This is a genomic window from uncultured Bacteroides sp., from assembly GCF_910578895.1.
GTDB lineage: Bacteria > Bacteroidota > Bacteroidia > Bacteroidales > Bacteroidaceae > Bacteroides.
This window is the reverse complement of the sequence record NZ_CAJTSC010000008.1, coordinates 56,408-83,218: the sequence shown is the minus strand read 5'-3', so window position 1 is coordinate 83,218 and position 26,811 is coordinate 56,408. Positions and strand designations below refer to the sequence as shown.

The following is a 26,811-nucleotide window of genomic DNA, read 5'->3' as shown; positions in this document are numbered from 1 at the left end:
CAAAATTCATAATTCATAATTCAAAAAACGCGCCGCCCCCACCTTCACAGGCAGGGGCGGCACAAACCACAAATACAAATACAACTAAACAAAGTTTTTCCTTAAATAATTCCCTGACCCATCATGGCATGCGCCACTTTCATGAAGCCGGCAATATTGGCGCCTTTCACGTAGTTGATGTAGCCGTCAGGTTCTGTTCCGTATTTCACACACTGGGCATGGATGCCGTGCATAATGGCGTGCAGCTTCTCATCCACTTCCGCCGCGCTCCAACTGAGGTGCATGGCATTCTGCGACATTTCCAAGCCGCTGGTAGCCACACCGCCCGCGTTCACCGCCTTGCCCGGTGCATACATAATCTTGTTTTCAATAAAGAGGTCGATGGCTTCGGGCGTACATCCCATGTTGGAGATTTCGCCTACACAAGTCACCTGGTTATCAATCAGATGCCGTGCATCTTCGCCATTCAGTTCATTCTGCGTCGCACAAGGCAAAGCGATATCCGCTTTCACCTCCCACGGACGTTTGCCGGGAACGAAAGTAGAGCCGGGGAATTCGTCGGCATACGGAGCCACGATGTCGTTGCCCGATGCACGGAGTTCCAGCATATAGTCTATCTTCGCGCCACTGATGCCGTTGGGGTCGTAGATATAACCATCGGGACCGGAAATGGTGACGACCTTCGCGCCAAGTTGGGTAGCCTTGGTAGCCGCACCCCAAGCCACATTTCCGAAGCCGGAAATGGCAACCGTCTTGCCCTTGATATCAATGCCTTTGGTTTCCAGCATCTGGTTTACGAAATACAGCCCGCCGAAACCGGTTGCTTCGGGACGTATCAGCGAACCGCCGAACTCCAGCCCTTTGCCGGTGAAAGTTCCCGTAAACTCACGCGTCAGCTTCTTGTACATACCGAACATATAACCTACTTCGCGACCGCCCACGCCGATGTCACCGGCAGGCACGTCCATATCCGGACCGAGGTGGCGCCACAGTTCCAGCATGAAAGCCTGGCAGAAACGCATCACTTCCGCATCGCTCTTGCCGCGCGGAGAGAAATCGGAACCGCCCTTGCCGCCGCCCATAGGCAACGTGGTCAACGCATTTTTGAAAGTCTGTTCAAAGCCTAAGAACTTCAAGATAGAGAGGTTTACGGAAGCGTGGAAACGAATACCGCCTTTGTAGGGACCGATGGCATTGTTGAACTGTACACGATAGCCGAGATTGGTTTGCACCTCGCCTTTATCGTCTACCCACGTGACGCGGAAAGTAAAAATTCGGTCGGGTTCCACCAACCGTTCTATGATTTTCGCTTTCTCGAACTCAGGATGCTGATTGTAGATATCTTCGATAGAAAGAAGTACTTCCTTTACGGCTTGAAGATATTCAGACTCGCCGGGATGCTTTGCCTCCAAAGAGGACATGATACGTTCGATATTCATAATATTACGTTTTAAAGGTTATTACCTCATTAACTAATTGTTGTTTCAAACAAAATGTCAACAAATAACACCGCAAATATAGGAAAAGTTTTCAAAACGCCTAAACTTTACGGAGATATTTTGATGGAGTAATAATAAAACGTCAGAAGCGCATCGACCGTGTGGACCGGTGCCTGGCTCTGTCCCGTCTTGCCGGACATACATATTTTCTTACAAAACAGAGGAAAAACAAGCCGTCCGCAAAAGGCATGCCCAATCACTCGCCGAGTGAATGCCATTCAGTCAGGGACTGAAAGGCTTTGAGTCAGGGAGTGAAAGGCATTCAGTTCCTGACTCATTCCACCCCCTCTCAGAAGGTATTCTGAAGGGGGTGGGAAGAATCGTACAAATTCCAAGCGCCTGCAATAAAAAAAGAGGACACAACGACATCCGTGGAAAAGTAATCCGTTATTCTTTATTCTTCATTTAAATTCGTATTTTTGCCCCCGAACCATAATCTTATGTAAAGATGCTCAGCAAGTTTAAATTGAACCAACTGTATTTCAAGGATACGCAATTTGCCAACCTCATGACACGGCGTATCTTCAATGTGCTTCTGATTGCCAACCCTTACGACGCCTTCATGCTGGAAGACGACGGGCGCATCGACGAGAAAATCTTCAATGAATACACCTCGCTCTCCCTGCGCTACCCGCCGCGCTTCACACAGGCATCTACCTGCGACGAGGCGTTGGCGCAACTCTCCTCCATGCCGTACGACCTTATTATATGTATGCCGGGAACGGGAGACAACGAAGGGTTCGATGTGGCACGCACCATCAAGGGGCAATACGAACATATCCCGATGGTAATCCTGACACCGTTCAGCCACGGCATCACCAAACGCATTGCCAACGAAGACCTCAGTTCGTTCGATTACATTTTCTGTTGGCTGGGCAATACCGACCTGCTGGTATCTATCATCAAGCTGATAGAGGACAAGATGAACCTGGAGCACGACGTCAGCGAAGTGGGCGTACAGATTATCCTTTTGGTAGAAGACGGCATCCGCTTCTACTCCTCCATCCTGCCCAACCTCTATAAATTCGTGCTGAAGCAGAGCCAGGAGTTCTCTACTGAAGCACTGAATGCCCACCAGCGCACGTTGCGCATGAGGGGGCGTCCTAAAATAGTCCTCGCGCGTACCTATAATGAAGCAACCGGCATCTACGAGAAATACAAGAACAACATACTGGGAGTAATCACGGATGTCCGCTTCCCCCGCGTGGAGCGTGGCGAAAAGGATGCGCTTGCGGGCATCAAGCTATGTGCCGCCATACGCAAGGAGGACCCGTTCGTCCCGTTAATCATACAATCTTCCGAATCGGAGAACGTGTCGTACGCCGCCAAATACGACGCGGCTTTCATCGACAAGAACTCCAAGAAGATGGATGTGGACCTGCGCCGCATCGTGTCGGACAACTTCGGTTTCGGCGACTTCATCTTCCGCAATCCCGACACGCTGGAGGAGATTGCACGCGTCAAGAACCTGAAAGAACTTCAGAACATCCTTTTTGCCGTTCCGGCAGAGTCGTTCCTCTACCACATCAGCCGCAACCACGTGAGCCGCTGGCTCTATTCGCGCGCCATGTTTCCCATCGGCGAATTTTTGAAACCCATCACGTGGAACAGTCTGCAGGATGTGGACGCCCACCGCAGGATTATCTTCGAGGCGATCGTCAAATACCGCAAGATGAAGAACCAGGGCGTAGTCGCCGTATTCAAGCGCGACCGCTTCGACCGCTACTCGAATTTCGCCCGCATCGGCGACGGTTCGCTGGGCGGCAAGGGGCGCGGCCTGGCATTCATCGACAACATGGTGAAGCACCATCCCGAGTTCGAGGAGTTCGAGAACGCCCGTGTCGCCATTCCCAAGACGGTGGTACTCTGCACGGACGTATTCGACGAGTTCATGGAGAGCAACAACCTGTATCAGATAGCCCTGTCCGATGCGGCTGATGACGTAATCCTGCGCTACTTCCTGAAAGCCAAACTGCCCGACCGCCTGGTCGAGGACTTTTTCACGTTCTTCGACGTGGTGAAGTCGCCCATCGCCATCCGCTCCTCCTCACTGCTGGAAGACTCGCATTACCAGCCTTTCGCCGGCATATACAATACGTATATGATTCCTTACCTGGACGACAAATACGAAATGCTCCGCATGCTCAGCGATGCCATCAAAGGAGTTTATGCCTCTGTCTATTTCCGCGACTCGAAGGCTTATATGCAGGCAACAAGCAATGTCATCGACCAGGAGAAAATGGCGGTAATCCTGCAGGAAGTGGTGGGCAACCAGTATGGCGACCGCTATTACCCCTCCATGTCGGGCGTGGCGCGCTCGCTCAACTACTACCCGCTCGGAGACGAGAAGGCGGAAGAGGGCATCGTCAACCTTGCACTCGGGCTGGGAAAATACATCGTAGACGGCGGCATGACGCTCCGCTTCTCTCCCTACCACCCCAACCAGGTGCTGCAAACCAGCGAGATGGAGATTGCGCTGAAAGAGACCCAGACACGGTTCTATGCGCTCGACCTGCGCAATGCCGGGCAAGACTTCTCCATCGACGACGGCTTCAACCTGCTGAAACTGCATGTGAAAGAAGCGGAGAAAGACGGTGCGCTCAATTACATAGCATCCACCTACGACCCCTACGACCAGATTATACGTGACGGGCTCTATCCGGGCGGGCGCAAGGTCATCACCTTTGCCAATATCCTGCAACACGACGTCTTCCCCCTGCCCCGCATCCTGCAACTGGCGCTGAAATACGGACAGCAAGAGATGCGCCGTCCCGTGGAAATAGAATTTGCAGCCACCATGAGCCGCGAAAAAGACAAGACCGGCACGTTCTACCTGTTGCAAATCCGTCCGATTGTAGACAGCAAGGAGATGCTCGATGAAGACCTTACCGCCATTCCCGATGAAAACCTGCTGCTCCGCTCCAACAACTCGTTAGGACATGGCATAATGAACGAGTTGCAAGACGTCATCTATGTAAAGACCGACGAGTACAGCGCCTCCCACAACCAGGAAATCGCCTGGGAGATAGAGAAACTGAACCAGCAGTTCCTGAATGAAGGCAAGAACTATGTCCTGATAGGTCCGGGACGTTGGGGAAGCAGCGACACATGGCTCGGCATCCCCGTGAAATGGCCCCATATCAGCGCGGCACGCATCATTGTGGAAGCCGGGCTGACGAACTACCGTGTCGACCCCAGCCAGGGAACGCACTTCTTCCAGAACCTGACCTCTTTCGGCGTAGGTTATTTCACCATCAACGCGTTTATGAACGATGGCGTCTACAACCAGGACTTCCTGAACGCACAGCCTGCCGTACATGAAACCAAATACCTGCGCCACGTCCGTTTCGAACATCCGATAACAGCCAAAATGGACGGAAAAAAGAAACAGGGAGTGGTGTTGCTGCCCGAATCCTGACACTTGGATACCCTTAAGAGAAGCATACATACAATAAGCCTTTTTACAGGAAAATGGAACAAATCATGTTCCATTTTTCATTTTATACTGTTAAATTGCTCATTATAACCCTATTTTATCGTCAAAAAAACATATTTTTGCAGTCAGTTTCGAATGTCAACAGGTAAAAAAACATAAATTAAACACTGCCAATGGACAAACGTAAAGCAACTACTCTGACCTTGCTTGCCACATTCTGTATCCTGTTCGCGGGGTGCGTACAAGATGAAAAGCATTCCACCGGCTACGGCACAATGAACATACGGCTGTCCGCCGACCCAAGCATGATAGAAATGGGCAATTCCCCCGCCACCCGCGCCGGAAACGTTCCGGATGTCTCGGCATTCGCCCTGTCACTATCCGATGAAAAAGCCGAGGTGAAGCAATGGGATTCGTATGCAGACTTCAAAGATGAAGAGAAAATAGCCATCGGCAACTATACGCTGAAGGCATATTACGGAGACGAAAAGCAAGAGGGGTTCGATGCCCCCTACTACGAAGGGAGCACAGGCATACAGATACTGGAGAACCAAAACACGTCTGCCGAAATCACTTGCTACATAGCCAACGTGCAACTCACCGTAATCTGCTCCGAAGCAGTGTTGACGTACTTCTCCACTTTCGACATGCAGGTCCGTTCGGGCAGCGGCACTACCATCGACATCGCCAAAGACGAACGCCGCCCCGTGTATTTAATGCCGGGCAGCCTGCAATTAGAGGCTAAAATGAAAAAACAAAACGGAGTAAGCCAGACCTTAAGGCTGATGGAAATCGATGAGACACAGCCACGCCAGCATTACATTATCCATGTGGATGTAAACGATGGCAACACAGGCGGGGGCACATTGTCTGTCACTTACAATACCGTCCAATCCGAAGAAGAGGTACAAATCGACCTCTCGGACGCCTCGCTCAACCTGAAGGCTCCGGAATTTACCGCACAAGGCTTTGACGACGGCACCAACATCACCTTGCGCGAAGGTTCGCAACCGGCGTCAATGAAAGTCACCCTGAATGCCCGTGCGGGCATCAGAGAGTGCGACTTGCTCATACAGTCCCCTTATCTCAACTCCGAGGCCATAGGTATAGACGGTGTGGTGAAGCTTGTGCCCACCACCGATGCCGCCATAGCCATGAAGCGGAAAGTGGTGGACAAAGGCCTGCGCCTGCTCGGCCTGGAAGACAACATAGAGCGGCTGGCACTGATAGACTTCACCCAGCTGGTGATGAACATGGTTTGTACAGGCAGCACCGATGAATCCAGCACATTCACCCTGCGCGCTGTAGACAACCGGGGAGTGGTGCAGGAAAAAGAGCTCTCCTTTACCACGACCTTGCAAAGCAACCAGTTCTCGCTTCCTGCCATAACCAAAACGGTAATGATTGGCAGCACCGAAGCCGAGGCGGAAGTCAACCTGCTGACATCCGGCGACACCGGAGAGCAGGATGTGAACAACGTTGTTTTTGAATACAAGGATGAAGCGGGCGAATGGATAAAAGCCACCACCGAATGGGTAAGCGACAATGCGGAAGATATCAAGAACCATACCGCCAAGATAAAGGGATTGCCGGAAGTGCACAGAAACCTGGCAATACGCGCCAGATACGGAAGCAAGGTGTCCGAAGAGCAGACTTTGGGCTATTATATTCCTGAGTTCTCGATTACGGCGGATGAGGCGGATATTTGGGCGCGCAAAGCAACGATGCAGGTAACAGCGGATACGCCAGAAAAACTGAATGCCGTATTGAAATACTTGAAACTTACCTATAATGGTTCGGAAATAGAAACGACTCAAAAGGAGAATACTTATTTGTGGACGGAACTACAGCCCGGAACAGGATATGACATCGTAGGTATTTGCAATGAAGGCGGCGAAGTTACCAATCAAGTAACTTATCATTTGGATACCGAGGTTCCTGAACAGTTGCCTAATCATGACTTTGAAGGAGAATGGGTTTCCGGACCTTATGATGGACAGTCTATCAATAAGGGCGGACCTTGGGCACGAAGAACAGGAGGACTTTCTTGGGGAAATGGTGCATGGACAACCAAAGAAACATACGAGAGTACAACATTGTACATAAAAGAGCCAAAAGGTTGGTGTACTGTCAATAGCAAGACAATGCCTACCTCTCCTGCAACAAGTAATACATGGTACGTTGTCCCTTCAACAAACCAATCAACTCTAACAAGTACTTGCGTTATGTTACAAAATGTAAGTTGGAATGATAATGGAACTCCCATAAGTCCTATCGGAAGAATAGGTACTGCTATTTCGAGTGCCAACTCTTATGAGAGTTTCCCCGGTTTTGATAAACTAAATTCTCCCGGTATAGAACTTAATCGTTCAGCCGGCAGACTGTTTTTAGGTAGTTATTCTTATGAAAATGGAACGGACATTCCTACAGAAGGGTATGCTTTCAACACCCGTCCCAGCCGACTGCAATTCAAATATAAATATATACCCAAAGCGAGAGTAGGAAGTACACAGGAAGACAAAGGATATGTAAGGATTATGCTGCGAAAGGGAACCAAGAGCATACTGAGAGACAATAAGGAATTTATAGAACTGGATTTGGAGAAGACGGACAACGTGTTGACCAAGACACTCGACATTCCCTATCCATCCGCCGGATGCGAAAAACCCGACACCATCTGTGTCATGTTCTGTTCTTCCATAGGCGGAAAAGAGTGGCTGACAAGCGGAGAGGACATTAACAATCCTCTTGTCACCAATCCTAACAGTATAGCGCAAGCCTGCGTAACAGGCTCCGAGCTATACATTGATGATATTGAATTAATCTATTAAAGACATAAATATGAAAAAGCTATACTACCTCTTTTATTTATGCGCCGTTCTCACCGGACTTACGGGATGCGACCGCGAGAAAGTAGAATATGCCACAGGAAACGGCGAGCCTCAAATGGTGAGCGTAAATCTGAAGAACTGCATAAACGTACAGGTCACCGAAGCGCCGGACACGCGTGCCGCCGCCAATACGGAAGAGTACATCGTATCCTTATACAAGGAAGACCACACTTTGGTAGAGTCATGGATTTATAAAGAGATGCCCGACTTGGTGTCCGTGCTATCCGGCAAGTACTACCTCAAAGTGATGTCGCACCAGCTAAAGCCCAAAGACACCAAAGCCTACTTCGAGGGAACTTCCGAGGTATTCAGCATTATTCCCGGCGTTGTTACGGAAGTGACTCCCATCGTCTGCGAAATGAAGAACATCAAGGTGATGATCAGTTTTGACGAGGCACTCAAGAAGTTCTTAGGAACAGACGTTACGGTGACCGTAGTGGTGGGACAAGAAAGGCAAGAGTACTCCGACATCGAAGAAGCCATCAACAATCCGGTCTACTTTGCCCCCACGGAAGGAGACATAACTGTGGTGTACGTATTGTTCGACGGAACGGTGGACAACTACAAAGAAAACTTCACCAAGACCTATTCCACCACATCCGGCAAGGCGGTGACCATCAACTTCACGCTGAAAAACGTAAGCGACGATGTCATCGAGGATTCCGGTCTGGTATCCCTTAAGATGGCGGTAGACCTGAGCGTAATCAGCATCGACAAACACTATAACATCGCCATGATAGAGGAAATCATACCGGAAGAGGAAGAGGGCGGTGAAGGGGAAGACAAAACCCAACCGACCGTGGTGGGACGCGGCTTCAACATCAAAGAAACACAGACTGTGCCTGCCGACGGAGTAATGACCTGCATTGTAGACATCACCGCTTCCAACCGCCTGGCACACCTGGAAGTAACCATCGACTCCGAAGTGCTTACCGAAGACGAACTGGCGGCTGTCGGCCTCAAGAAATCTTTCGACCTTGCATACCCCGGCGAACTGGAAAACGCGTTGGGCGAGAACGGGCTGAAATTCCCTGTCTCCAATCAGGTCATCGGGCAGAAATCATTGGAATTCAACATCACGAATTTCATTCCTTTGCTCAACATATTGGGCGCCGGCACGCACAACTTCATCATCAAGGCAACAGACCAGAACAATGTAGCTGCCGAAGAAGTATTGACGTTAATCACAGGCAAATAAAGAACCATGAAGAAACGATTTTCATATATCCTGTTATCCGCCCTGTGCTGCCTTTCCTCCTGTACAAAAGAGGATTTGAGCGGCAGCGGGATACTGGACCTGTCGGTCCGGATAGGTGCAAGCATTCCTGCCGCCGTACGCGCCTTGCCCACACAGGATGAATTGGACAACAGTTGCATCATCAAACTGCGGAATGGCGATGGCAAATTGCTGCGAGAATACGCGGGTGTCAGTGCCGTGCCCGCAAGGATGGAACTTGTAACAGGCATGTACACGGTCAGTGCCACCGCCGGAACCAAAGTGGATGCAGCGTTCGACGCCCCGTATTACAGCGGTTCGGAGCAGTTTGAAATCAGACGGAATGAAACGACTCCCATCACCCTGCCGCTCTATGTGCAGAATACGGTGGTAGTGGTTGCCTACACCGAAGAAGCCGCCCGCAAATTCAAGGACGGCAAAGTAACCGTCTCCATGTCCAGAGGCTCTTTGGTGTTCGACAAAGCCATGCCCCACCTCACCGGATACTACATGCTCCCCACGGGAGAAACCGAACTGGACTGGAACATAGAGGCCGTCACCACGGACGATGTCTCCCACACCAAAACCGGAATGCTGACGGATGTAAAAGCATCCACCAAATATACGCTGACTTTCGATTACAAGGAACTGGACCCGCAGGACGGCGGCATGGTCATTACCATCAACGTGGCCGAAGAACCGATGCCGGAGGTGTATGATGAAGGCATCAGCCAAGCCCCCCGCATCGAACGGTACGAGAACGGCGCCTTCCATTCGTTGAGCGACCCCGTGAACTTTGCACTTAACGACCAAGGCAAAGACGTGGACCTGTTTGTGCTCACCACATCGGAACTGAAGAGCCTGACACTCTCCTGCCCGGAATTTACCACCAAAGTAGGTCTGAAATCGGAGACCATTGATGTATTGACAATGGCTGACAACGTAAAGGAAACCATCAAGGACAAAGTGGCTTTCGACAATTATTATGACGAAGCAACCACCAACTCCATTGTAAAGATGACCTTCAAAGCCGCTTTCTTCAAAGCTTTTGCCGAAAAGACAGACGATGAAGACAAAGGGGGCGACTATTCAGTCGAAATAAAGGCGACGGATGCCAAAGGAAAGTTCCGTACCGCCTATCTGCGCATCCTGGTATCCGATGCCATCGTCACTACCGAACTGGTAAACGACTACGACGTATGGGCACACAAAGCCACCGTAAAAGCGAACGTAAACCAAGCGGCATACGAGGCAGCCGTAAGCAAAGAACTGGGATTTGAATACCGGGTGGCAGGCAGCAACGACGAATGGAGCAAGGCAGTTGCCGCTATCGAAGAAGACAACGCCAGCCGGATGTCGACAGTGATAACCGGACTCCTTCCCGGCACGACTTACGAATACCGTGCATGGTGTTCGGGGCAGGAAAACGAATCGCCAACCTATACATTCACCACCGAACGTGCCATCCCGTTAAAGAACGGCGGCTTTGAAGAGTGGTCCAAACCCGGCAAGCCGTGGCTGTTGTACGGCAACGGCGATGAAATGTATTGGGATAGCGGTAACTGGGGGTCGACCACCCTGTCCAGCGATGCCAGTGTCACCGTATACGACGAATCGGTAACGGCTCCCGGAAGCACGGGAACACGCTCCGTCAAAATGACATCCGCCTTTGTAGGCTTAGGCTCTATCGGAAAATTCGCCGCAGGCAACGCTTTCGTAGGCAGGTATGTAAAAACCAACGGAACAAGCGGCGCGCAAATCGGCTTCGGTCGTCCGCATGCCGCACGCCCCAACAAGCTGAAAGGATACTTCAAATACACCTCCTCCACCATCAACTATTCCGAATTGGACTATGTGAGCAAAGGGGAACCGGACACCGGATACCTCTATGTAGCTATCGGCGACTGGCCTGTAGAAGCCACCGACGACAGCAACGTCCCGTTCCTGGTAGACACTTCCGCCAAAAAGTTCTTCGACAGGACGGGCGTAAACGTCATTGCCTACGAGGAAATCATCTTTACGCAAACACCGGAAGACGGCGAGATGATACCCTTCGAAATAGAGTTGAAGTACAGAGACACCAGACGCAAAGCCAAATACATCATGGTGGTTGCCACCTCCAGCCGGTATGGCGACTACTTTACCGGAGGCACCGGCAGCACACTATGGTTAGACGATTTAGAACTGATTTACGACAATGAATAACACCGTAACAAGATTTATGCTCCTCATCTGCCTGCTTTATAGCATTGCCGCAAACGCGAGTGCGCAGGGGATGAGGAACATAACCATGCAAAAGTTCATACCCAAAGGCCAATGGATCGTGGGTAGTTCAATTTCCTATTCACAGTCCGAACAGAAAGACTACAACTTCCTTATCATAGAGTCCGTATCGGGAGAAGACTATACATTCAAAATCAGCCCCCTGCTCTGCTATGCCTTTGCAGAGAACATAGCGGCGGGAGGACGCTTCGGCTATAAGCGCTCGCTGAGCAAAATAAACCGGATGGACCTAGAGTTGGGCGAAGATTTGAGTTTCAACCTAAATGACGTATATTCATTGAGCCACAGCTATTCCGGTATGGCGATGTTCAGAAACTACATCAGCCTGGGAAGCAGCAAACGGTTCGCACTGTTTGCCGAAACCCAGTTGATGTTCGAAGGCGGACAGTCCAAGTTCGTCAACGGCAAAGGAGACGACCTGACGGGTACGTTCAGCAAGAAGTTCGGCGTGGAGCTGGGAGTGGCGCCGGGAATGGTTGCCTTCATCAACAACTATACGGCAGTAGAAGTGAACGTAGGCGTATTGGGCCTCAACTACGGCCATACCCGCCAGGTAACCGACCAGATACACATCGCCAACCAATCTTCCAGCTCCATCAATTTCAGAATCAACATATTCTCCATCGGAATGGGGATTGCTTTCTATTTATAAGAACACAACTTATAAGCATACAACCAATGAATACCTATATAAAAACAGTGTGCTGCGCTTGCCTGCTCTGCCTTTCTTTTCCGCTGTGCGCCCAGACCGACACCTTGACAACAGTGCGGAAGGATAAAGCGGCAGCCGTGTCGGATACCATCCCCGAAAAGAGAATCATAGGAAGATTTGACCGGGGAATCGTCAATCATCTATTTATCAAAAAAAAGACGTGGATGACGGGGCTGACCGTATCATACGCCGGATACGACAGCGAAGACACCCAGTTCCTCTCATTGCTGAAAGATTTCGACTGCAAGGCAAAGCTGTTTACCATCAACCCCTTTGTGGGATACCTCATCAAAGACAATGTCTGCATCGGCGTCAAGTTCGGATACCATAACGTATACGCCAACTTAGGAAACATAAGCCTGGACATAGACGAGGACATGAGTTTCTCGCTCAAAAACATGTCCTTCGACGAGCACCTGCTAAGCACTACGATTTTCCATCGCTCCTACGTAGGGCTGGACAGGGGAAAACGCTTCGGGTTGTTCAACGAGACCTCCCTCTCGTTCAATACAGGCAACTCGCGCTACATACGCGGCAGCGAGGAGAACCTGAAAGACACCCGGACCCACATCCGGGAAGTGCACATCGGGTTAAACCCGGGAGCCACGGTATTTATCATGGAGAACGTCAGCGCGGAACTTTCGTTCGGCGTGGTCGGTTTCAAGTACCGGGAAGAGAAACAAACCACTAACGGAGAGAGTTCCGGCTGGAGAAAATCGAGCGGAGCGAACTTTAAAATCAACTTACTGAATATCAGCATAGGCATTGTAGCGTATATATAATTATGAAAAAAAGATTTACTACCATCGGTCTCGTGTTGATTTGCCTTCTTTCCTATATGCAAGTCAATGTTTCGTGCATCAGCAATGACATTCCGTATCCGGTCATCCCGCTTCAAATCCTGGAATTTGAAGTCGAAGGGCAAGAGGGCAATGCCATTATCGACAAGGCTACCCGCACAGTGACCGTCCCGCTGGCAGAGACCGTCGACCTGAAAAAGGTGACAATCAAGCAATGTACGGTGACCGAAGGGGCTGAGTCTCCCTTGATGCCCGAAGCCGTGATAGACCTCTCTTCGCCAAAGAAATATACCCTGTCTTTATACCAGGATTATGAATGGACCATTCTGGCAAGCCAGACCATCCAACGGAAACTAACGATTAAAAACCAGTTCGGCAAGCCCCAAATCAACACCATAACGCACCAAATCACCGCCGAAGTTTCGAAAACAGCAAGCCAGAAAAGCGTCTGCATATCAGACATCAAATTAGGTCCGGAAGGCATCTCTACCCAGAAACTGGTGGATGCTTCAGGGGCGGAGACAGACGTCCCCCTAAATACGCCGCTCGATTTCTCGCTGCCCAAAACGGTGATAGTCCGTTATCACGACATTGAGGAGCGATGGATCATCGCCATATCCAGAAGCGACAAGAACGTGGCAACCGGCGAAGCCGACGCATGGGTCAACGTGGCATGGCTGCATGGCAGCGGCGAGGAAAGTACCACCAACGGTTTCGAATACAAGCAGACGGATGACGCCGACTGGACAACAGTGCCCCAAGAAGACATAACGGACGATAGCGGTGAGCTGACGGCACGTCTCTCCGGATTGAAAGCCAACACGACCTACATCTACCGGGCTTATTCCGGCAACGATTACGGCGAAGAAGTATCCTTCACAACAGGCAGCCCCGTCGTGCTTCCGGGCGGCACCTTCGACGAATGGCACCAGGTGGAAAAGGTATGGAACCCCTGGAGCGAAACGGGCACCCCTATATGGGATACGGGCAACAAAGGTGCCACTACGATGGGCGAAAGCAACAGCCAGCCTACCGACGATACATGGAACGGAAAAGGAAAGGCAGCCCGGCTCGAATCGAAATTCATAGGGTTGGGCAACATCGGCAAGTTCGCCGCCGGCAACCTGTTTGTGGGCGAATACATCCGGACGGACGGCACGAATGGAGTGCTTAACTTCGGACGGCCTTTCACAGCCCGCCCGACCAAACTGAAGGGACACTACAAGTATTCCACCGCTCCGATATCTTACGTATCTGCGGGATACGAACACCTTAAGGAGAAACCGGATACCTGTGCCATCTATATAGCACTGACCGACTGGACGGAACCTTTCGAGATACGTACCAAACCCTCCGACCTGTCCGTTTTCAATAAAAACGACCCGCACGTCATCGCTTACGCCGAATTTTCCAGCGGTGAGACAGTGACGGAATACAAATCCTTTGAGCTGACTTTGGATTACCGGGACACAAAGAGAGTACCTACGTATTTAGTCCTGGTGTGCTCTGCCAGCAAATTCGGCGATTACTTTGTGGGCGGACCGGGGGCTCTGCTTTATGTAGACGACTTCAGCCTGGAGTATGACTATTAAAGCAGCCGCCAACCTGCCGGAAGTTAGAGGAAAGAAATCATTTAATTATCTTTGCCGCATCGTTTTTAAAAACAGGATATGAAAGCAATAACCACCAATTCGCTCCACGCATGGATACTTGCCGCCCGCCCCAAGACACTGACGGGAGCGGTCATCCCCGTATTGATAGGTTCCGCACTGGCATACGCCGACGGGAGTTTCGACAGCATACCGGCACTGTATTGTGCGCTGTTTGCTTGCGGCATGCAAATCAGCGCCAACTTCATCAACGACCTCTACGACTATCTGAAAGGCAGCGACCGCACAGACCGCCTTGGTCCCGAACGTGCCTGCGCACAAGGCTGGATTACCCCCCACGCCATGAGACGGGGCATAGCAACGATGCTCGTGTTCGCCTGCCTGGCAGGCTACGCGCTGTTGCAGCACTGCTGGGGGCAACTGCCTTATGGTGGCGGGGAACTGGTGCTGACGGGATTGTTCTGCGTGATATTCGCATTCTTATACACCACCGTCCTCTCTTACAAAGGTTGGGGAGATTTGCTCGTGCTGGTTTTCTTCGGCTTTGTCCCCGTAGGCGGCACCTACTATGTGCAGGCAAATACCCTTACACCTGATGTATGGGTAGCCTCGCTTGTCTGCGGGCTGGTGATAGACACCCTGTTGGTTGTAAACAACTACCGCGACCGGGAGCAGGATGCCGTCAGCGGCAAGCGCACGCTGGTAGTACGCTTCGGCGAACCTTTCGGGCGCTATCTGTACTTGGGATTGGGGACGGCGGCAGCCTTGCTCTGCCTGTGGTTCGTCTGTACCGGCAAGGCAGAACCGCTTGCATTTATGTGGGCGCCCTGCATTTATCTATGCCTGCACGTACTGACGTGGCGCAAGATGGCGGCAATCCGAAGCGGTAAAAAATTAAACAGCATATTAGGTGAGACTTCACGTAATATGCTGTTGTTCGGGGTTCTGCTAAGCGTTGCGCTTATGCTATAAAAGAGGACAAGAGTCTGTTTAAATTTTCTTCAAAAAGTCTTCTTCAGCTTCTTTTTCATTTCTTTCCGTACATCTTTTCGTAGTATTTCTGATAGTCGCCGCTGGTAACCTCTCCTACCCAGTCCTGATGGTTCAGGTACCATTCGATGGTCTTGACGATACCTGTCTCGAACTTTGTTTCGGGATACCAACCCAAGGCATCCGTTATTTTGGCAGGGTCGATGGCATAGCGTTGGTCATGGCCCAGGCGGTCTTTCACGAAGGTTATCAACTCTTCGTTTATCCAACTGATATCAATCTGCCCGTTGGCATCCTTCACCTGCTTTTTCAGGACCGTGCGGTATTCCGGTTTCTCTTCCATCAAGCGGCGGATGGTGGCAATGGTCAGCTTCACAATCTCGAGGTTGGTCTTTTCGTTATGGCCGCCCACATTGTACACCTCTCCCTCCGTTCCTTTGCGGACAACAAGGTCGATGGCTTTGCAGTGGTCTTCCACATACAGCCAATCGCGCACATTGCTACCGTCGCCATACACGGGCAGGTTCTTGCCTTCAAGGATATTTTTTATAATCAGCGGAATCAGTTTCTCCGGGAAGTGGTAGGGACCATAGTTATTGGAGCAGCGTGTAATGGTGACAGGCATCTTGTAGGTGTCATGATATGCCATCACCACCATGTCGGCACTAGTCTTGGAAGCACTGTAGGGGCTATGCGGGCACAGCGGGGTGTTCTCCGTAAAGAATCCTTCCGCTCCCAACGAACCGTAAACCTCGTCTGTAGACACCTGGTGATAGCGCACTCCGTTGCGCCAGGTAGGATAGCCCGTTTCGTCCTTGCCCGTCACCCATGCACACCGGGCGGCATCGAGCAAGTTTTGAGTGCCCAATATGTTCGTCATAAGGAAAAGCTGCGGGTTCTCGATGCTGCGGTCCACGTGGCTTTCGGCGGCGAAGTTCACCACATAATCGAATTTGTACTTGGCAAACAGCTCGTCTACAAGCATGCGGTCGCAAATGTCACCCTTAACGAAGAAACAGCGTTCGTTGTCAATATTCTCGGCTATGGTACCCAAATTTCCGGCATAAGTCAGGGCATCCAATACTACGATTCTGATATCATCGTGCTTTGCCAGAATATACTTTATATAATTGGCACCGATAAATCCGGCGGCACCGGTTACAAGATAAGATTTCATGGGAATTTTGAGTTATGAATTTTGAATTATGAATTACGATTTATGAATTATGAATTTTGAATTATGATTTGAATAATGAATGATAAGCGATCAACGATAATTCATAATTCATAATTCAAAATTCATAATTCCGCTCATTGGCGGTAGGCGTCGGCGAGTTCCATCAGGTATTCGCCGTATTCCGTCTTGCCCAACTGCTCACCGAGACGATGGAGCTGGTCTACGTCTATCCAGCCTTTGCGCCACGCTATTTCCTCGATGCAACTCACGCGAAATCCCTGACGGTTCTGTATGGTAGCAACGAAATTGCTTGCTTCGAGCAGGCTGTCGCAGTTGCCCGTATCGAGCCAGGCGAAACCGCGGCCGAAAAGTTCCACTTTCAGCGTGCCTTCTTCCAAGTAGAGACGGTTGAGGTCGGTAATCTCATATTCGCCGCGGGCAGACGGCTTCAGGGAAGCGGCTTTCGCCGTTACCGTAGCATCATAGAAGTACAGGCCCGGAACCGCATAATTGCTCTTGGGCTGCGCAGGCTTCTCTTCCAGCGAGATTGCCTTGCCCTCGGCATCGAACTCTACCACACCGTAGGCGCGCGGGTCCTTTACGTAATAGCCGAAGATGCACGCACCCTTCTCGATGGAAGCGGCACGCTTGAGCATGGCGGAGAAACCCTGGCCGTAGAACATGTTGTCGCCCAAGATAAGGCATCCCGGCTCACCGTTCAGAAATTCCGCCCCGAGCACAAAAGCCTGAGCCAGCCCGTTGGGCTTCTCCTGTATCTTGTAAGAGAAGAACATGCCGAGTTCTTCGCCCGTTCCCAACAAGTCGCGAAACATAGGCAAATCGCGCGGAGTGGAGATAATCAGCACTTCACGTATTCCTGCCAACATCAATGTAGAGAGGGGATAATAAATCATGGGTTTGTCGTAGACCGGCATAATCTGCTTGGAGATAGCCTTGGACAATGGATAGAGACGAGTGGCGCTGCCACCTGCAAGAATAATTCCTTTCATATTTCAGTTCTTTATTGGATTGACTTCAAATGTAGAATAAAATAAGAAGGAGGACTATGCCCCACGGCTCTCGTTGCTATTCAAGGTACAAAGGTCAGAAAAACTTCTGACATTGCAAAATAATACCATCAAAATCAGCCTGCGAGTTCTATGGCTTCAAGGTCTTTGAACACACCGCCGTCTACGGTGAAACGCACCATCGTACGCACTTTATGAAAGCCGTAAATGCCCGCTGCGCCGGGATTGATATGGAGCATGCCCAGGGTCTTGTCGAACTTCACCTTCAATATATGCGAGTGGCCGCTGACAAACAGTTTGGGCGGATGCACAAGGATGCTTCCCTGTATGGACGGGTCGTACTTGCCGGGATAGCCGCCGATGTGTTTCATCAACACTTCGGCGCCATCTACGGTAAAACGTAGCGTTTGCGGATAGAGGCGGCGCAGGTCTTGCCCGTCGATGTTGCCGTATACCGCACGAAACGGACGGAAAGCCGCCAGCTTCTGCGCCACTTCCAATGTACCGATGTCGCCTGCATGCCATATCTCGTCACACGGTTCGAAGTAGTGCAAATACTTCTCATCCCAATATCCGTGCGTATCCGACAGTAAACCGATTTTTGTCATCTTTCTTTTGTTTATATGTGCAAAGGTAGCTATATTTGGGGAGAATACAATGTACCGATGTGCACATTAAAACATCAATACCATGGAAAGCAGATATTTCAAGCGCGACATCAGCTGGCTGTCATTCAACTACCGCGTATTGCTGGAAGCGGAGGACGACACGCTGCCGCTGTACGAGCGCATCAACTTCATATCCATCTACTCGTCCAACCTCGAAGAGTTCTACAAGATACGCGTAGCCGACCATAAGGCGATTGCAAGCGGCGCGGCACACAGCGACGAGGAGAGCGTGCAGTCTGCCATGCGGCTGGTGGCGGAAATCAACGAAGAAGTGAACCGCCAGCTGGAAGACCGCATCCGCATCTACGAACGGAAAATATTGCCTGCACTGCGGCAGCAGCATATCATTTTCTACCAAAGCCGCAACGTAGAGCCTTTTCACCAAGAATTTCTCAGACGTTTCTTCCATGAAGAAATCTTCCCGTACCTCTCTCCCGTACCCGTCGGCAAGGACAAGGTGGTATCTTTCCTGCGGGACAACCGCCTGTATCTTGCGGTGCGGCTGTTCCCGAAGAGGAACGAGTTGCCAAGGGAACAAGGAGACGAGTTAACAAGGCTACAAGGCAGTGACCTTCAAACCCCTTGTCAACTTGTCAACTCGTCCCCTTGTTCCCTTGGCAACTCGTCAACTCGCTCCCCCGAATACTTCGTAATGAAGCTGCCCTACAGCAAGGTGCCCCGCTTCATCGAGCTGCCCAAGCATGGAGACAACTACTACCTGATGTTCATCGAAGATATCATCAAAGCCAACATCGACACGATATTCCCCGGCTATGACGTGGACAGCAGCTACTGCATCAAGATTTCACGGGATGCGGATATACTGATAGACGAGTCTGCCAACACATCCGAGATTATAGAGCAGGTAAAGACAAAGGTGAAGAAGCGCAAGATAGGGGCGGTATGCCGTTTTGTGTACGACCGCGCCATGCCGGATGATTTCCGGGACTTCCTGGTAGATGCTTTCCGCATCAACCGGCAGGAACTGGTGCCGGGCGACAAGCACCTCAACATGGAAGACCTGCGCCATCTGCCCAATCCGAACAACGCCGTCCGCCCCATACGCAAGCCCCAGCCCATGAAGCTGACTTGCCTGGACGAACGGGAATCAATCTTCCGGTATGTAGAGAAGAAAGACTTGCTGCTGCACTATCCGTACCACTCTTTCGAACACTTCATACACTTCCTGTACGAAGCGGTGCACAACCCTGCCGTACGCGAAATCATGGTGACACAATACCGCGTTGCCGAGAACTCTGCGGTCATCAACACCTTGATAGCCGCCGCGCAGAACGGCAAGAAAGTCACCGTCTTCGTAGAACTGAAAGCCCGCTTCGACGAAGAGAATAACCTTGCCACCGCCGAAATGATGAAAGCCGCCGGTATCAATATCCTGTTCAGCATGCCCGGACTGAAAGTGCACGCCAAAGTGGCGCTTGTGCTGCGCCGCGACAGGCAAGGGCACAAGCTACCGAGCTACGCCTACATCAGCACCGGAAACTTCAACGAAAAGACCGCCACACTCTATGCCGACTGCGGCCTGTTCACCTGCAATCCGGTACTTGTAAACGACCTGCACAACCTGTTCCGCACGTTCCAGGGCAAGGAAAACCCTGTGTTCCACCGCCTGCTGGTGGCACGCTTCAACCTGATTTCAGAACTGAACCGTCTCATCGACCATGAAATAGCACTGGCAAAGAGCGGGAAAGAAGGAAGAATTATACTTAAGATGAACGCCCTGCAAGACCCTGCCATGATAGAACGGTTGTATGAAGCATCGCAGGCAGGGGTCAGGATAGACCTTATCGTGCGGGGTATCTGTTGCCTTATTCCCGGGCGGAAATACAGCCGCAACATACGCGTGACACGCATTGTGGATACATTCTTGGAGCATGCCCGCGTGTGGTACTTCGGCAACGGCGGAAAGCCGAAACTGTTTCTCGGCTCGCCGGACTGGATGCGCCGCAACCTCTACCGACGCATCGAAGCCGTAACGCCCATTCTCGACCCGGATTTAAAACGGCAACTGTCGGACATGCTCACCATCCAGCTGTCGGACAAGCGAAAGGCATGCTTCGTAGACGACTGCCTGCGCAACCGTTGGAAATCGGCACATCCCCGGAAAGAAAAAGTACGCGCGCAATATACGTTCTATGAGTATCTGAAAGAGCTGTAAGACAGGTGTCAAGCCAGTGTCAGACACACTGCAGCCCCATCTTCTTTGCCCGTTGCAGCATAAAGTCGCGGGCGGCTTCGTATTCATTGGGAATGACACCGTCCAGTATGGCATCCTTGATAGCGCTTTTCAATGCGCCGACTTCCCGGCAGGGCGACAGGTTGAACGTCTTCATAATCTCCTCGCCGCTGACAGGGGGCTGGAAGTTGCGGATGCGGTCGCGTTCTTCCAAATCCTTCAGTTTCTGACGCACCAACTGGAAGTTATTCAGAAAGCGTTGCTTGCGCTCCATGTTCTTGGAGGTGATATCCGCCTCGCACAGCGTCATGAGGTCGTCTATATCATCCCCCGCTTCGAACAGCAGGCGACGGACGGCGGAGTCGGTCACCACGTCATCCGCTATCACAATGGGACGCATGTGCAGCCCCACCAACTTCTGCACGTATTTCATCTTCTCGTTCATCGGGAGCTTCATCCTGCGGAATATGCCGGGCAGCATCTTCTCGCCGATGAAGTTATGGTTGTGGAAAGTCCAGCCGGCACGAGGTTCCCAACGTTTGGTAGCCGGTTTGGCAATGTCGTGCAGCAGGGCCGCCCAGCGGAGCCAAAGATTGTCGGTATGCTTGCTGATGTTGTCGAGCACCTCGAGTGTATGGTAGAAATTGTCCTTATGTGCCCTGCCGTTACGGGTCTCAACGCCTTGCAGCGCCGCCAGTTCCGGAAAAATGAGTTGCAGCAGTCCGGAACGGTCCAAGTCGATAAAACCTTTGGAAGGAACGGGAGAGAGAAGTATCTTGTTCAGTTCGTCTGCAATACGCTCTTTGGAGATAATGGCGATACGCTCCTTGTTGCGGCACAAAGACTCGAACGTATCATCGTCAATATAGAAATTCAGCTGGGTGGCAAAACGGATGCAACGCATCATACGCAAAGGGTCGTCACTGAAGGTGATATCCGGGTCGAGCGGCGTACGGATGGTCCGCTCCTTCATGTCTCCCATGCCGCCGAAAGGGTCTACCAGCTCACCGTAGCGTTGACGGTTCAGACAGACTGCCAACGCATTAATGGTAAAGTCGCGCCGGTTTTGGTCGTCTTCCAAAGATCCGTCCTCTACGATAGGCTTGCGCGAGTCGTGCGTATAAGACTCTTTGCGTGCACCCACGAACTCCACTTCCGTGCCGTGATACTTCAACTGTGCCGTACCGAAATTCTTGAAGACAGAAAGATGAGCACCACGCCCCAAACGCCTGGCAAGCGCCTCCGCCATCGCGATGCCGCTGCCCACTACCACCACATCGATATCTTTGGAAGGACGTTGCAGAAATATGTCGCGTACGTAGCCACCCACGACGTAACAATCCAGTCCCAACTCATCCGCCGTTTCGGAAATCCGCTTAAATATGCTGTCGCTGAAACGCTGTTTCAGTTCTTCTGTCGTCAATTCAATCATTATGTATTACTATATAATAATGTGAGCAGGAATGATGCGCCGGGTTCATGCAATGCCCTCTTTTTGGCACATCTCCTTAAAATGCGGCAAAGATACAGATATTATTTTGTATTTTTGCCGCCGCTAACATCAAGAATGAAAATTATGAAAAAAGCAACTTTCCTTGCGTGCCTTTGCTGCACGCTCTTCTCGTGCAGTAACGTAGAAGAAAAAGCGGGTGAGAAACTCCGTGCAGCCCGCGAGGCTTTCGAACGCGGAGACTACAACGAAGCGAAGATACAGATAGACAGCATCAAGATACTCTACCCCAAAGCTTTCGAAACGCGACGCGAGGGTATCGGGCTTATGCAACAGGTGGAACTGAAAGAGCAGGAAAACACGCTTGCCTACCTCGACAGCATGCTCCGCGAAAAACAGGCGGCAGTAGATGCCATCCGGAAGAATTATACGTTCGAGAAAGATGCCGAGTATCAGAAAATCGGCAATTACCTGTATCCTTCGCAGGTGATAGAAAAGAACCTGCACCGCTCTTACCTCCGTTTCCAGGTAGACGAGACCGGCGCGATGAGCATGACTTCCATCTATTGCGGCGCGCACAACATCCACCATTTAGCCATAAAAGTAACCGCTCCCGACGGCAGCTTTGCCGAAACCCCGGCTGCGAAAGAGAGCTACGAAACCACCGATTTGGGAGAAAAGATAGAAAAAGCGGATTACAAGTTGGGAGAAGACGGCAACGTAATCGCCTTCCTCAATCTGAACAAGGACAAGAATATCCGCATCAACTACCTCGGCGAACGCCCCTACTCCACCACCATGACGCCGGACGACCGCAAAGCCGTAGCTGCCGTTTATGAACTGGCGCAACTGCTTTCGTCTATCACGGAAATCAGGAAAAACATGGAAGAAGCCAACTTGAAAATCGAATTCGTGAAACGCAAGATACAGGAAAGGAAGAACAAGGCGACGGAATAGGCGCGGAAAACAATATATGGGAAATAAGCTATTTGCATTATCTTTGCACCTCATTTTTTAAAAACGACACAATGATTTCTATTGACGGACTTGCCGTGGAATTTGGCGGCACCACCTTATTTAGTGACATATCCTTTGTAATCAACGAAAAAGACCGTATCGCCCTCATGGGAAAAAACGGAGCAGGCAAAAGTACGCTGCTGAAGATACTTGCCGGCGTAAGGCAACCCACACGCGGCAAAGTGTCCACCCCGAAAGATTGCGTCATCGCCTACCTGCCCCAGCACCTGATGACAGAAGACGGACGGACCGTATTCGAGGAGACGGCACAAGCCTTTGCACACCTACACGAAATGGAAGCCGAAATAGACCGCATGAACAAAGAGCTGGAAACCCGCACCGACTACGAAAGCGACAGCTACATGGAGCTTATCGAGCAGGTGTCCGCCCTGAGCGAGAAATTCTACGCCATCGATGCCACCAATTATGAAGAGGATGTGGAAAAGGCATTGCTCGGACTCGGATTTACAAGAGAGGATTTCAACCGTCCGACAAATGACTTCAGCGGCGGCTGGCGCATGCGTATCGAACTTGCCAAACTGCTGCTGCAAAAACCGGACGTGTTGCTGCTGGACGAGCCTACCAACCACCTGGACATCGAATCCATCCAATGGCTGGAAGAGTTCCTCATCAGCAACGGCAAAGCCGTCATCGTCATCAGCCACGACCGCAAATTCGTGGACAACATCACCACCCGCACCATTGAGGTGACGATGGGCCGCATCTACGATTATAAAGTGAATTACTCCAAGTATCTGGAACTCCGCAAAGAGCGTCGCGAACAGCAGCAAAAGGCATACGACGAACAGCAGAAGTTCATCGCCGAAACCAAAGAGTTCATCGAACGGTTCAAGGGCACTTACTCCAAAACCTTGCAGGTGCAGAGCCGCGTAAAGATGCTGGAGAAACTGGTATTGCTGGAAGTGGACGAAGAAGACACCTCGGCATTGCGGCTGAAGTTTCCGCCCTCTCCGCGCTCGGGCAACTATCCGGTCATCATGGAGAGCGTAGGAAAGACATACGGCGAGCATGTTGTATTCAAGAATGCCAACCTCACCATAGAGCGAGGCGACAAAGTGGCTTTTGTGGGCAAGAACGGTGAAGGTAAATCCACATTGGTCAAGTGCATCATGGGAGAAATAGAACACGAAGGCACGCTCACCATCGGGCACAATGTACAGATAGGCTATTTCGCACAGAACCAGGCATCGCTGCTGGACGAGAACCTCACGGTGTTCCAGACCATAGACGATGTGGCAAAAGGTGAAATCCGCAACAAGATACGCGACCTGCTGGGAGCTTTCATGTTCGGCGGACCGGAAGAGTCCATGAAGAAGGTGAAAGTGCTGTCCGGCGGCGAACGCACGCGCCTTGCCATGATTAAGCTGTTGCTGGAACCCGTAAACCTGCTGATTCTCGACGAGCCCACCAACCACCTGGACATGAAGACCAAAGATATCCTGAAACAGGCGCTTATGGACTTTGACGGCACGCTGATACTTGTAAGCCACGACCGCGACTTCCTTGACGGCTTGGTGAGCAAGGTGTATGAATTCGGCAACAAACGTGTCACCGAACACCTGAGTGGCATCTATGAGTTTCTCGAGAAGAAGAAAATGGACTCGTTGCGCGAACTGGAGCGGTAAACTTTCATTAATAAACCGCACATTGTAACGCGCGGTTTCATCCTCACACCTCCCGGCATGAGCGAAGGTTTAATCACAGCTTCTCATTTACAGAAGTTAGAGGAGTTAAAAGGAGTTATCAGCCGCCAAGCCGGCTTAGAAGTTAAAGCCGATACTTTTGTAACAATGCCATACACAAGAGTATCGGCTCTAACTCCTTTAACTTCTTTAACTCCCTTAACTTCTTCCTAACGAAACGATGCGAAATGATAACTCCTCTAACTCCCCTAAATGCAAAAGCCGTGGGGTTTAATGGACTTATTCAAGGCTTTTTAGCATCTTGTGTTTGGCTATTAAATGATTAACTTCTATCTTTGCACCCCGACCAAAGACAAAAGGATGAAAACGAAAAGGTACATTGCATACTTCCTCTTCTTTATCAGCATGCTTGTGCTGGTAGTACCTGTCATCCCCCATCACCACCATGAAGACGGCACCATCTGCATGAAAAGCGATTTGCCGTCCGACGGGTGTTGCCATCATCAGGATGCCTGTAGCGAACACTGCTGTTGCGGAGCAGGCTGCATGACCACCCATTTCTACCAACAGGCACCCAATCCGGACCAGCATAACCTGCAACCCGGTTTCGTATGGGTGAATACATTACTTCCCGAACTGCTCTTCAAGCTCCCTGCTTTATCCGAAGAAACGCGGATAAGGCAGGTGTTTGTCTACATAGAGTCGCTTCATGGCACGTTCATCACACGTGCCACAGGGCTCCGTGCCCCTCCTTCGGTCCTTGCCTGACCAATCAAAACACGTAAGTAACGAAAATCCAGTATTTCATCAGGCATCTGTCATTCATGCACCGGATGACAGGGCATATAACATCCATATTTATCATGAAGAAATTTATATTCATGGGAGCCATAGGTCTGTTCCTGTTAGGCTCCTGCAACAGCAAGTCCGGCGAAGGGCATAATCACGAAACGGAAGAACATACCCATGCGGGACACAACCACGAAGGGCATGGGCATGAGGAGCACAATCATGAAAGCCACAACCATGAAGGGCATAACCACGAAGGTCACAGCCAAGAAAGCCACGACCATGCCCACGAGGCTTCCGACCACAAGCACGACGATGGGCACCATCACGACGAAGAACCCGCCGCCGCAACACATAGCGATGAAATCATATTGCCTCCCGCCAAAGCACAAGCAGCCGGAGTAACGGCAAGCATCATCGAACCGGGCACATTCAACCAAGTCATAAAAACCAGCGGACAGGTAATGGCGGCACAAGGCGATGAGAGTGTTGCCGTAGCCCCTGTGGCGGGTGTCGTTTCATTCCGCGGAAAGGTTATAGAAGGCATGAGCGTGGGCAAAGGCACTCCCCTCGTAGTGCTTTCGTCCAAGAACATGGCGGAGGGAGACCCCGTGCAGAGAGCACGTATCGCCTATGAAACAGCCAAGAAGGAGTACGAACGGATGAAAGAACTGCTTCCCGGCAAGATAGTTTCGGAGAAAGACTTTGCCCAAGCCGAACAGGCTTATGAAGATGCCCGCATCAGTTATGAAGCTGTTGCCAAAAACCATTCCGCCCAAGGACAGACCGTACCCTCTCCCATCGGCGGGTACGTAAAAAGCCTGTTGGTAAAGGAAGGCGACTATGTCACGGTGGGGCAACCGCTTGTAAGCATCACCCAAAACCGCAGATTATTCCTGCGTGCCGATGTTTCGGAGAAATATTACTCATACCTCCGCACAATCGGTTCCGCCAACTTCCGTACCCCCTACAACAATCGGGTATATGCGTTGAAGGAGCTGAACGGCCGCCTGCTCTCTTACGGAAAGGCATCGGACGAAAACGGTTACTATGTGCCTGTCACTTTCGAGTTCGACAACAAAGGCGACATCATCCCCGGCTCTTTTGTCGAGATATTCCTGCTCTCCTCTCCTATGGAGAATGTCATTTCGCTCCCCCATACGGCTTTGACCGAGGAGCAAGGCAGTTTCTTCGTATACCTGCAAGTAGACGAAGAGGGGTATAAAAAACAGCTTGTCACGCTCGGAGCCGATAACGGCGAACGGGTGCAAATCCTTTCGGGCATCAAGGCAGGCGACAAAGTAGTGACACAAGGCGCTTACCAGGTGAAACTGGCAGGAGCTACAAACGCAATACCGGCGCACAGCCACGAACATTAATTTACAGA

19 protein-coding genes are annotated in these 26,811 nt (G+C 51.0%); 14 read left to right on the top strand and 5 right to left on the bottom strand.

The window, feature by feature from the left end:
• Positions 1-101: 101 nt before the first annotated feature.
• Positions 102-1,439: an NADP-specific glutamate dehydrogenase gene (gdhA, locus tag QZ327_RS03730; protein ID WP_294617229.1), complete on the bottom strand. Its 1,338-nt coding sequence runs from the start codon at positions 1,437-1,439 to the stop codon at positions 102-104.
• 508 nt (positions 1,440-1,947) lie between these two features.
• Here gdhA and QZ327_RS03725 point away from each other — a divergent pair.
• From QZ327_RS03725 to menA, 8 genes are all read left to right on the top strand, one after another.
• A complete protein-coding gene (locus QZ327_RS03725; RefSeq protein WP_294617228.1) occupies positions 1,948-4,917 on the top strand; it encodes a PEP/pyruvate-binding domain-containing protein in 2,970 nt (989 codons plus the stop codon).
• A gap of 191 nt (positions 4,918-5,108) precedes the next feature.
• Positions 5,109-7,766, top strand: coding sequence for a DUF4493 domain-containing protein (locus QZ327_RS03720; RefSeq protein WP_294617226.1), 2,658 nt, complete (start codon positions 5,109-5,111; stop codon positions 7,764-7,766).
• 10 nt (positions 7,767-7,776) lie between these two features.
• Entirely contained in the window at positions 7,777-9,024 is a 1,248-nt protein-coding gene (locus QZ327_RS03715) for a DUF4493 domain-containing protein (RefSeq protein WP_294617224.1), read from the top strand.
• A 6-nt stretch (positions 9,025-9,030) separates the two neighbouring features.
• Positions 9,031-11,247 carry a DUF4493 domain-containing protein gene (locus tag QZ327_RS03710; RefSeq protein ID WP_294617222.1) on the top strand — a complete coding sequence of 739 codons (2,217 nt, stop codon included), beginning with the start codon at positions 9,031-9,033 and terminating at the stop codon, positions 11,245-11,247.
• A complete protein-coding gene (locus QZ327_RS03705; protein ID WP_294617219.1) occupies positions 11,240-11,977 on the top strand; it encodes a hypothetical protein in 738 nt (245 codons plus the stop codon). Before QZ327_RS03710 ends, QZ327_RS03705 begins: the two co-directional genes overlap by 8 nt.
• A 26-nt stretch (positions 11,978-12,003) precedes the next feature.
• Positions 12,004-12,819 (top strand): hypothetical protein, encoded by an 816-nt coding sequence (locus QZ327_RS03700; protein WP_294617218.1) that lies wholly within the window; start codon positions 12,004-12,006, stop codon positions 12,817-12,819.
• 2 nt (positions 12,820-12,821) lie between these two features.
• Complete coding sequence (locus QZ327_RS03695; protein WP_294617217.1) at positions 12,822-14,429, top strand: PCMD domain-containing protein; 1,608 nt, start codon at positions 12,822-12,824, stop codon at positions 14,427-14,429.
• A 78-nt stretch (positions 14,430-14,507) separates the two neighbouring features.
• Positions 14,508-15,419: a 1,4-dihydroxy-2-naphthoate octaprenyltransferase gene (gene menA / locus QZ327_RS03690; RefSeq protein WP_294617215.1), complete on the top strand. Its 912-nt coding sequence runs from the start codon at positions 14,508-14,510 to the stop codon at positions 15,417-15,419.
• 55 nt (positions 15,420-15,474) lie between these two features.
• On the opposite strand, the gene rfbB is transcribed toward menA, so the two are convergent.
• The 3 genes from rfbB to QZ327_RS03675 all read right to left on the bottom strand — a co-directional run bounded on the left by rfbB (position 15,475) and on the right by QZ327_RS03675 (position 18,250).
• Positions 15,475-16,614 (bottom strand): dTDP-glucose 4,6-dehydratase, encoded by a 1,140-nt coding sequence (rfbB, locus tag QZ327_RS03685; protein WP_294617214.1) that lies wholly within the window; start codon positions 16,612-16,614, stop codon positions 15,475-15,477.
• A gap of 134 nt (positions 16,615-16,748) precedes the next feature.
• Positions 16,749-17,624 carry a glucose-1-phosphate thymidylyltransferase RfbA gene (gene rfbA / locus QZ327_RS03680; RefSeq protein ID WP_294617212.1) on the bottom strand — a complete coding sequence of 292 codons (876 nt, stop codon included), beginning with the start codon at positions 17,622-17,624 and terminating at the stop codon, positions 16,749-16,751.
• Between the two features lie 134 nt (positions 17,625-17,758).
• Entirely contained in the window at positions 17,759-18,250 is a 492-nt protein-coding gene (locus QZ327_RS03675; protein WP_294617210.1) for a metallophosphoesterase family protein, read from the bottom strand.
• Positions 18,251-18,332: 82 nt separating this feature from the next.
• Here QZ327_RS03675 and ppk1 point away from each other — a divergent pair, with 82 nt between their 5' ends.
• Positions 18,333-20,486: a polyphosphate kinase 1 gene (gene ppk1 / locus QZ327_RS03670; protein WP_294617208.1), complete on the top strand. Its 2,154-nt coding sequence runs from the start codon at positions 18,333-18,335 to the stop codon at positions 20,484-20,486.
• 19 nt (positions 20,487-20,505) lie between these two features.
• On the opposite strand, the gene QZ327_RS03665 is transcribed toward ppk1, so the two are convergent.
• Positions 20,506-21,936, bottom strand: a complete 1,431-nt coding sequence (locus QZ327_RS03665) for an HD domain-containing protein (RefSeq protein WP_294617206.1) — start codon at positions 21,934-21,936, stop codon at positions 20,506-20,508.
• A gap of 144 nt (positions 21,937-22,080) precedes the next feature.
• Between QZ327_RS03665 and QZ327_RS03660 the strand changes: the two genes are divergently transcribed.
• The 5 genes from QZ327_RS03660 (at position 22,081) to QZ327_RS03640 (ending at position 26,803) form a co-directional block, all read left to right on the top strand.
• Positions 22,081-22,911 carry a hypothetical protein gene (locus QZ327_RS03660; protein ID WP_294617204.1) on the top strand — a complete coding sequence of 277 codons (831 nt, stop codon included), beginning with the start codon at positions 22,081-22,083 and terminating at the stop codon, positions 22,909-22,911.
• Positions 22,912-22,982: 71 nt separating this feature from the next.
• Entirely contained in the window at positions 22,983-24,617 is a 1,635-nt protein-coding gene (locus QZ327_RS03655) for an ABC-F family ATP-binding cassette domain-containing protein (RefSeq protein WP_294617203.1), read from the top strand.
• 57 nt (positions 24,618-24,674) lie between these two features.
• Entirely contained in the window at positions 24,675-24,848 is a 174-nt protein-coding gene (locus tag QZ327_RS03650) for a hypothetical protein (protein WP_294617202.1), read from the top strand.
• A gap of 147 nt (positions 24,849-24,995) precedes the next feature.
• Positions 24,996-25,403 carry a DUF6769 family protein gene (locus tag QZ327_RS03645; protein ID WP_294617200.1) on the top strand — a complete coding sequence of 136 codons (408 nt, stop codon included), beginning with the start codon at positions 24,996-24,998 and terminating at the stop codon, positions 25,401-25,403.
• Positions 25,404-25,498: 95 nt separating this feature from the next.
• Positions 25,499-26,803 carry an efflux RND transporter periplasmic adaptor subunit gene (locus QZ327_RS03640; protein ID WP_294617198.1) on the top strand — a complete coding sequence of 435 codons (1,305 nt, stop codon included), beginning with the start codon at positions 25,499-25,501 and terminating at the stop codon, positions 26,801-26,803.
• Positions 26,804-26,811 lie beyond the last annotated feature (8 nt).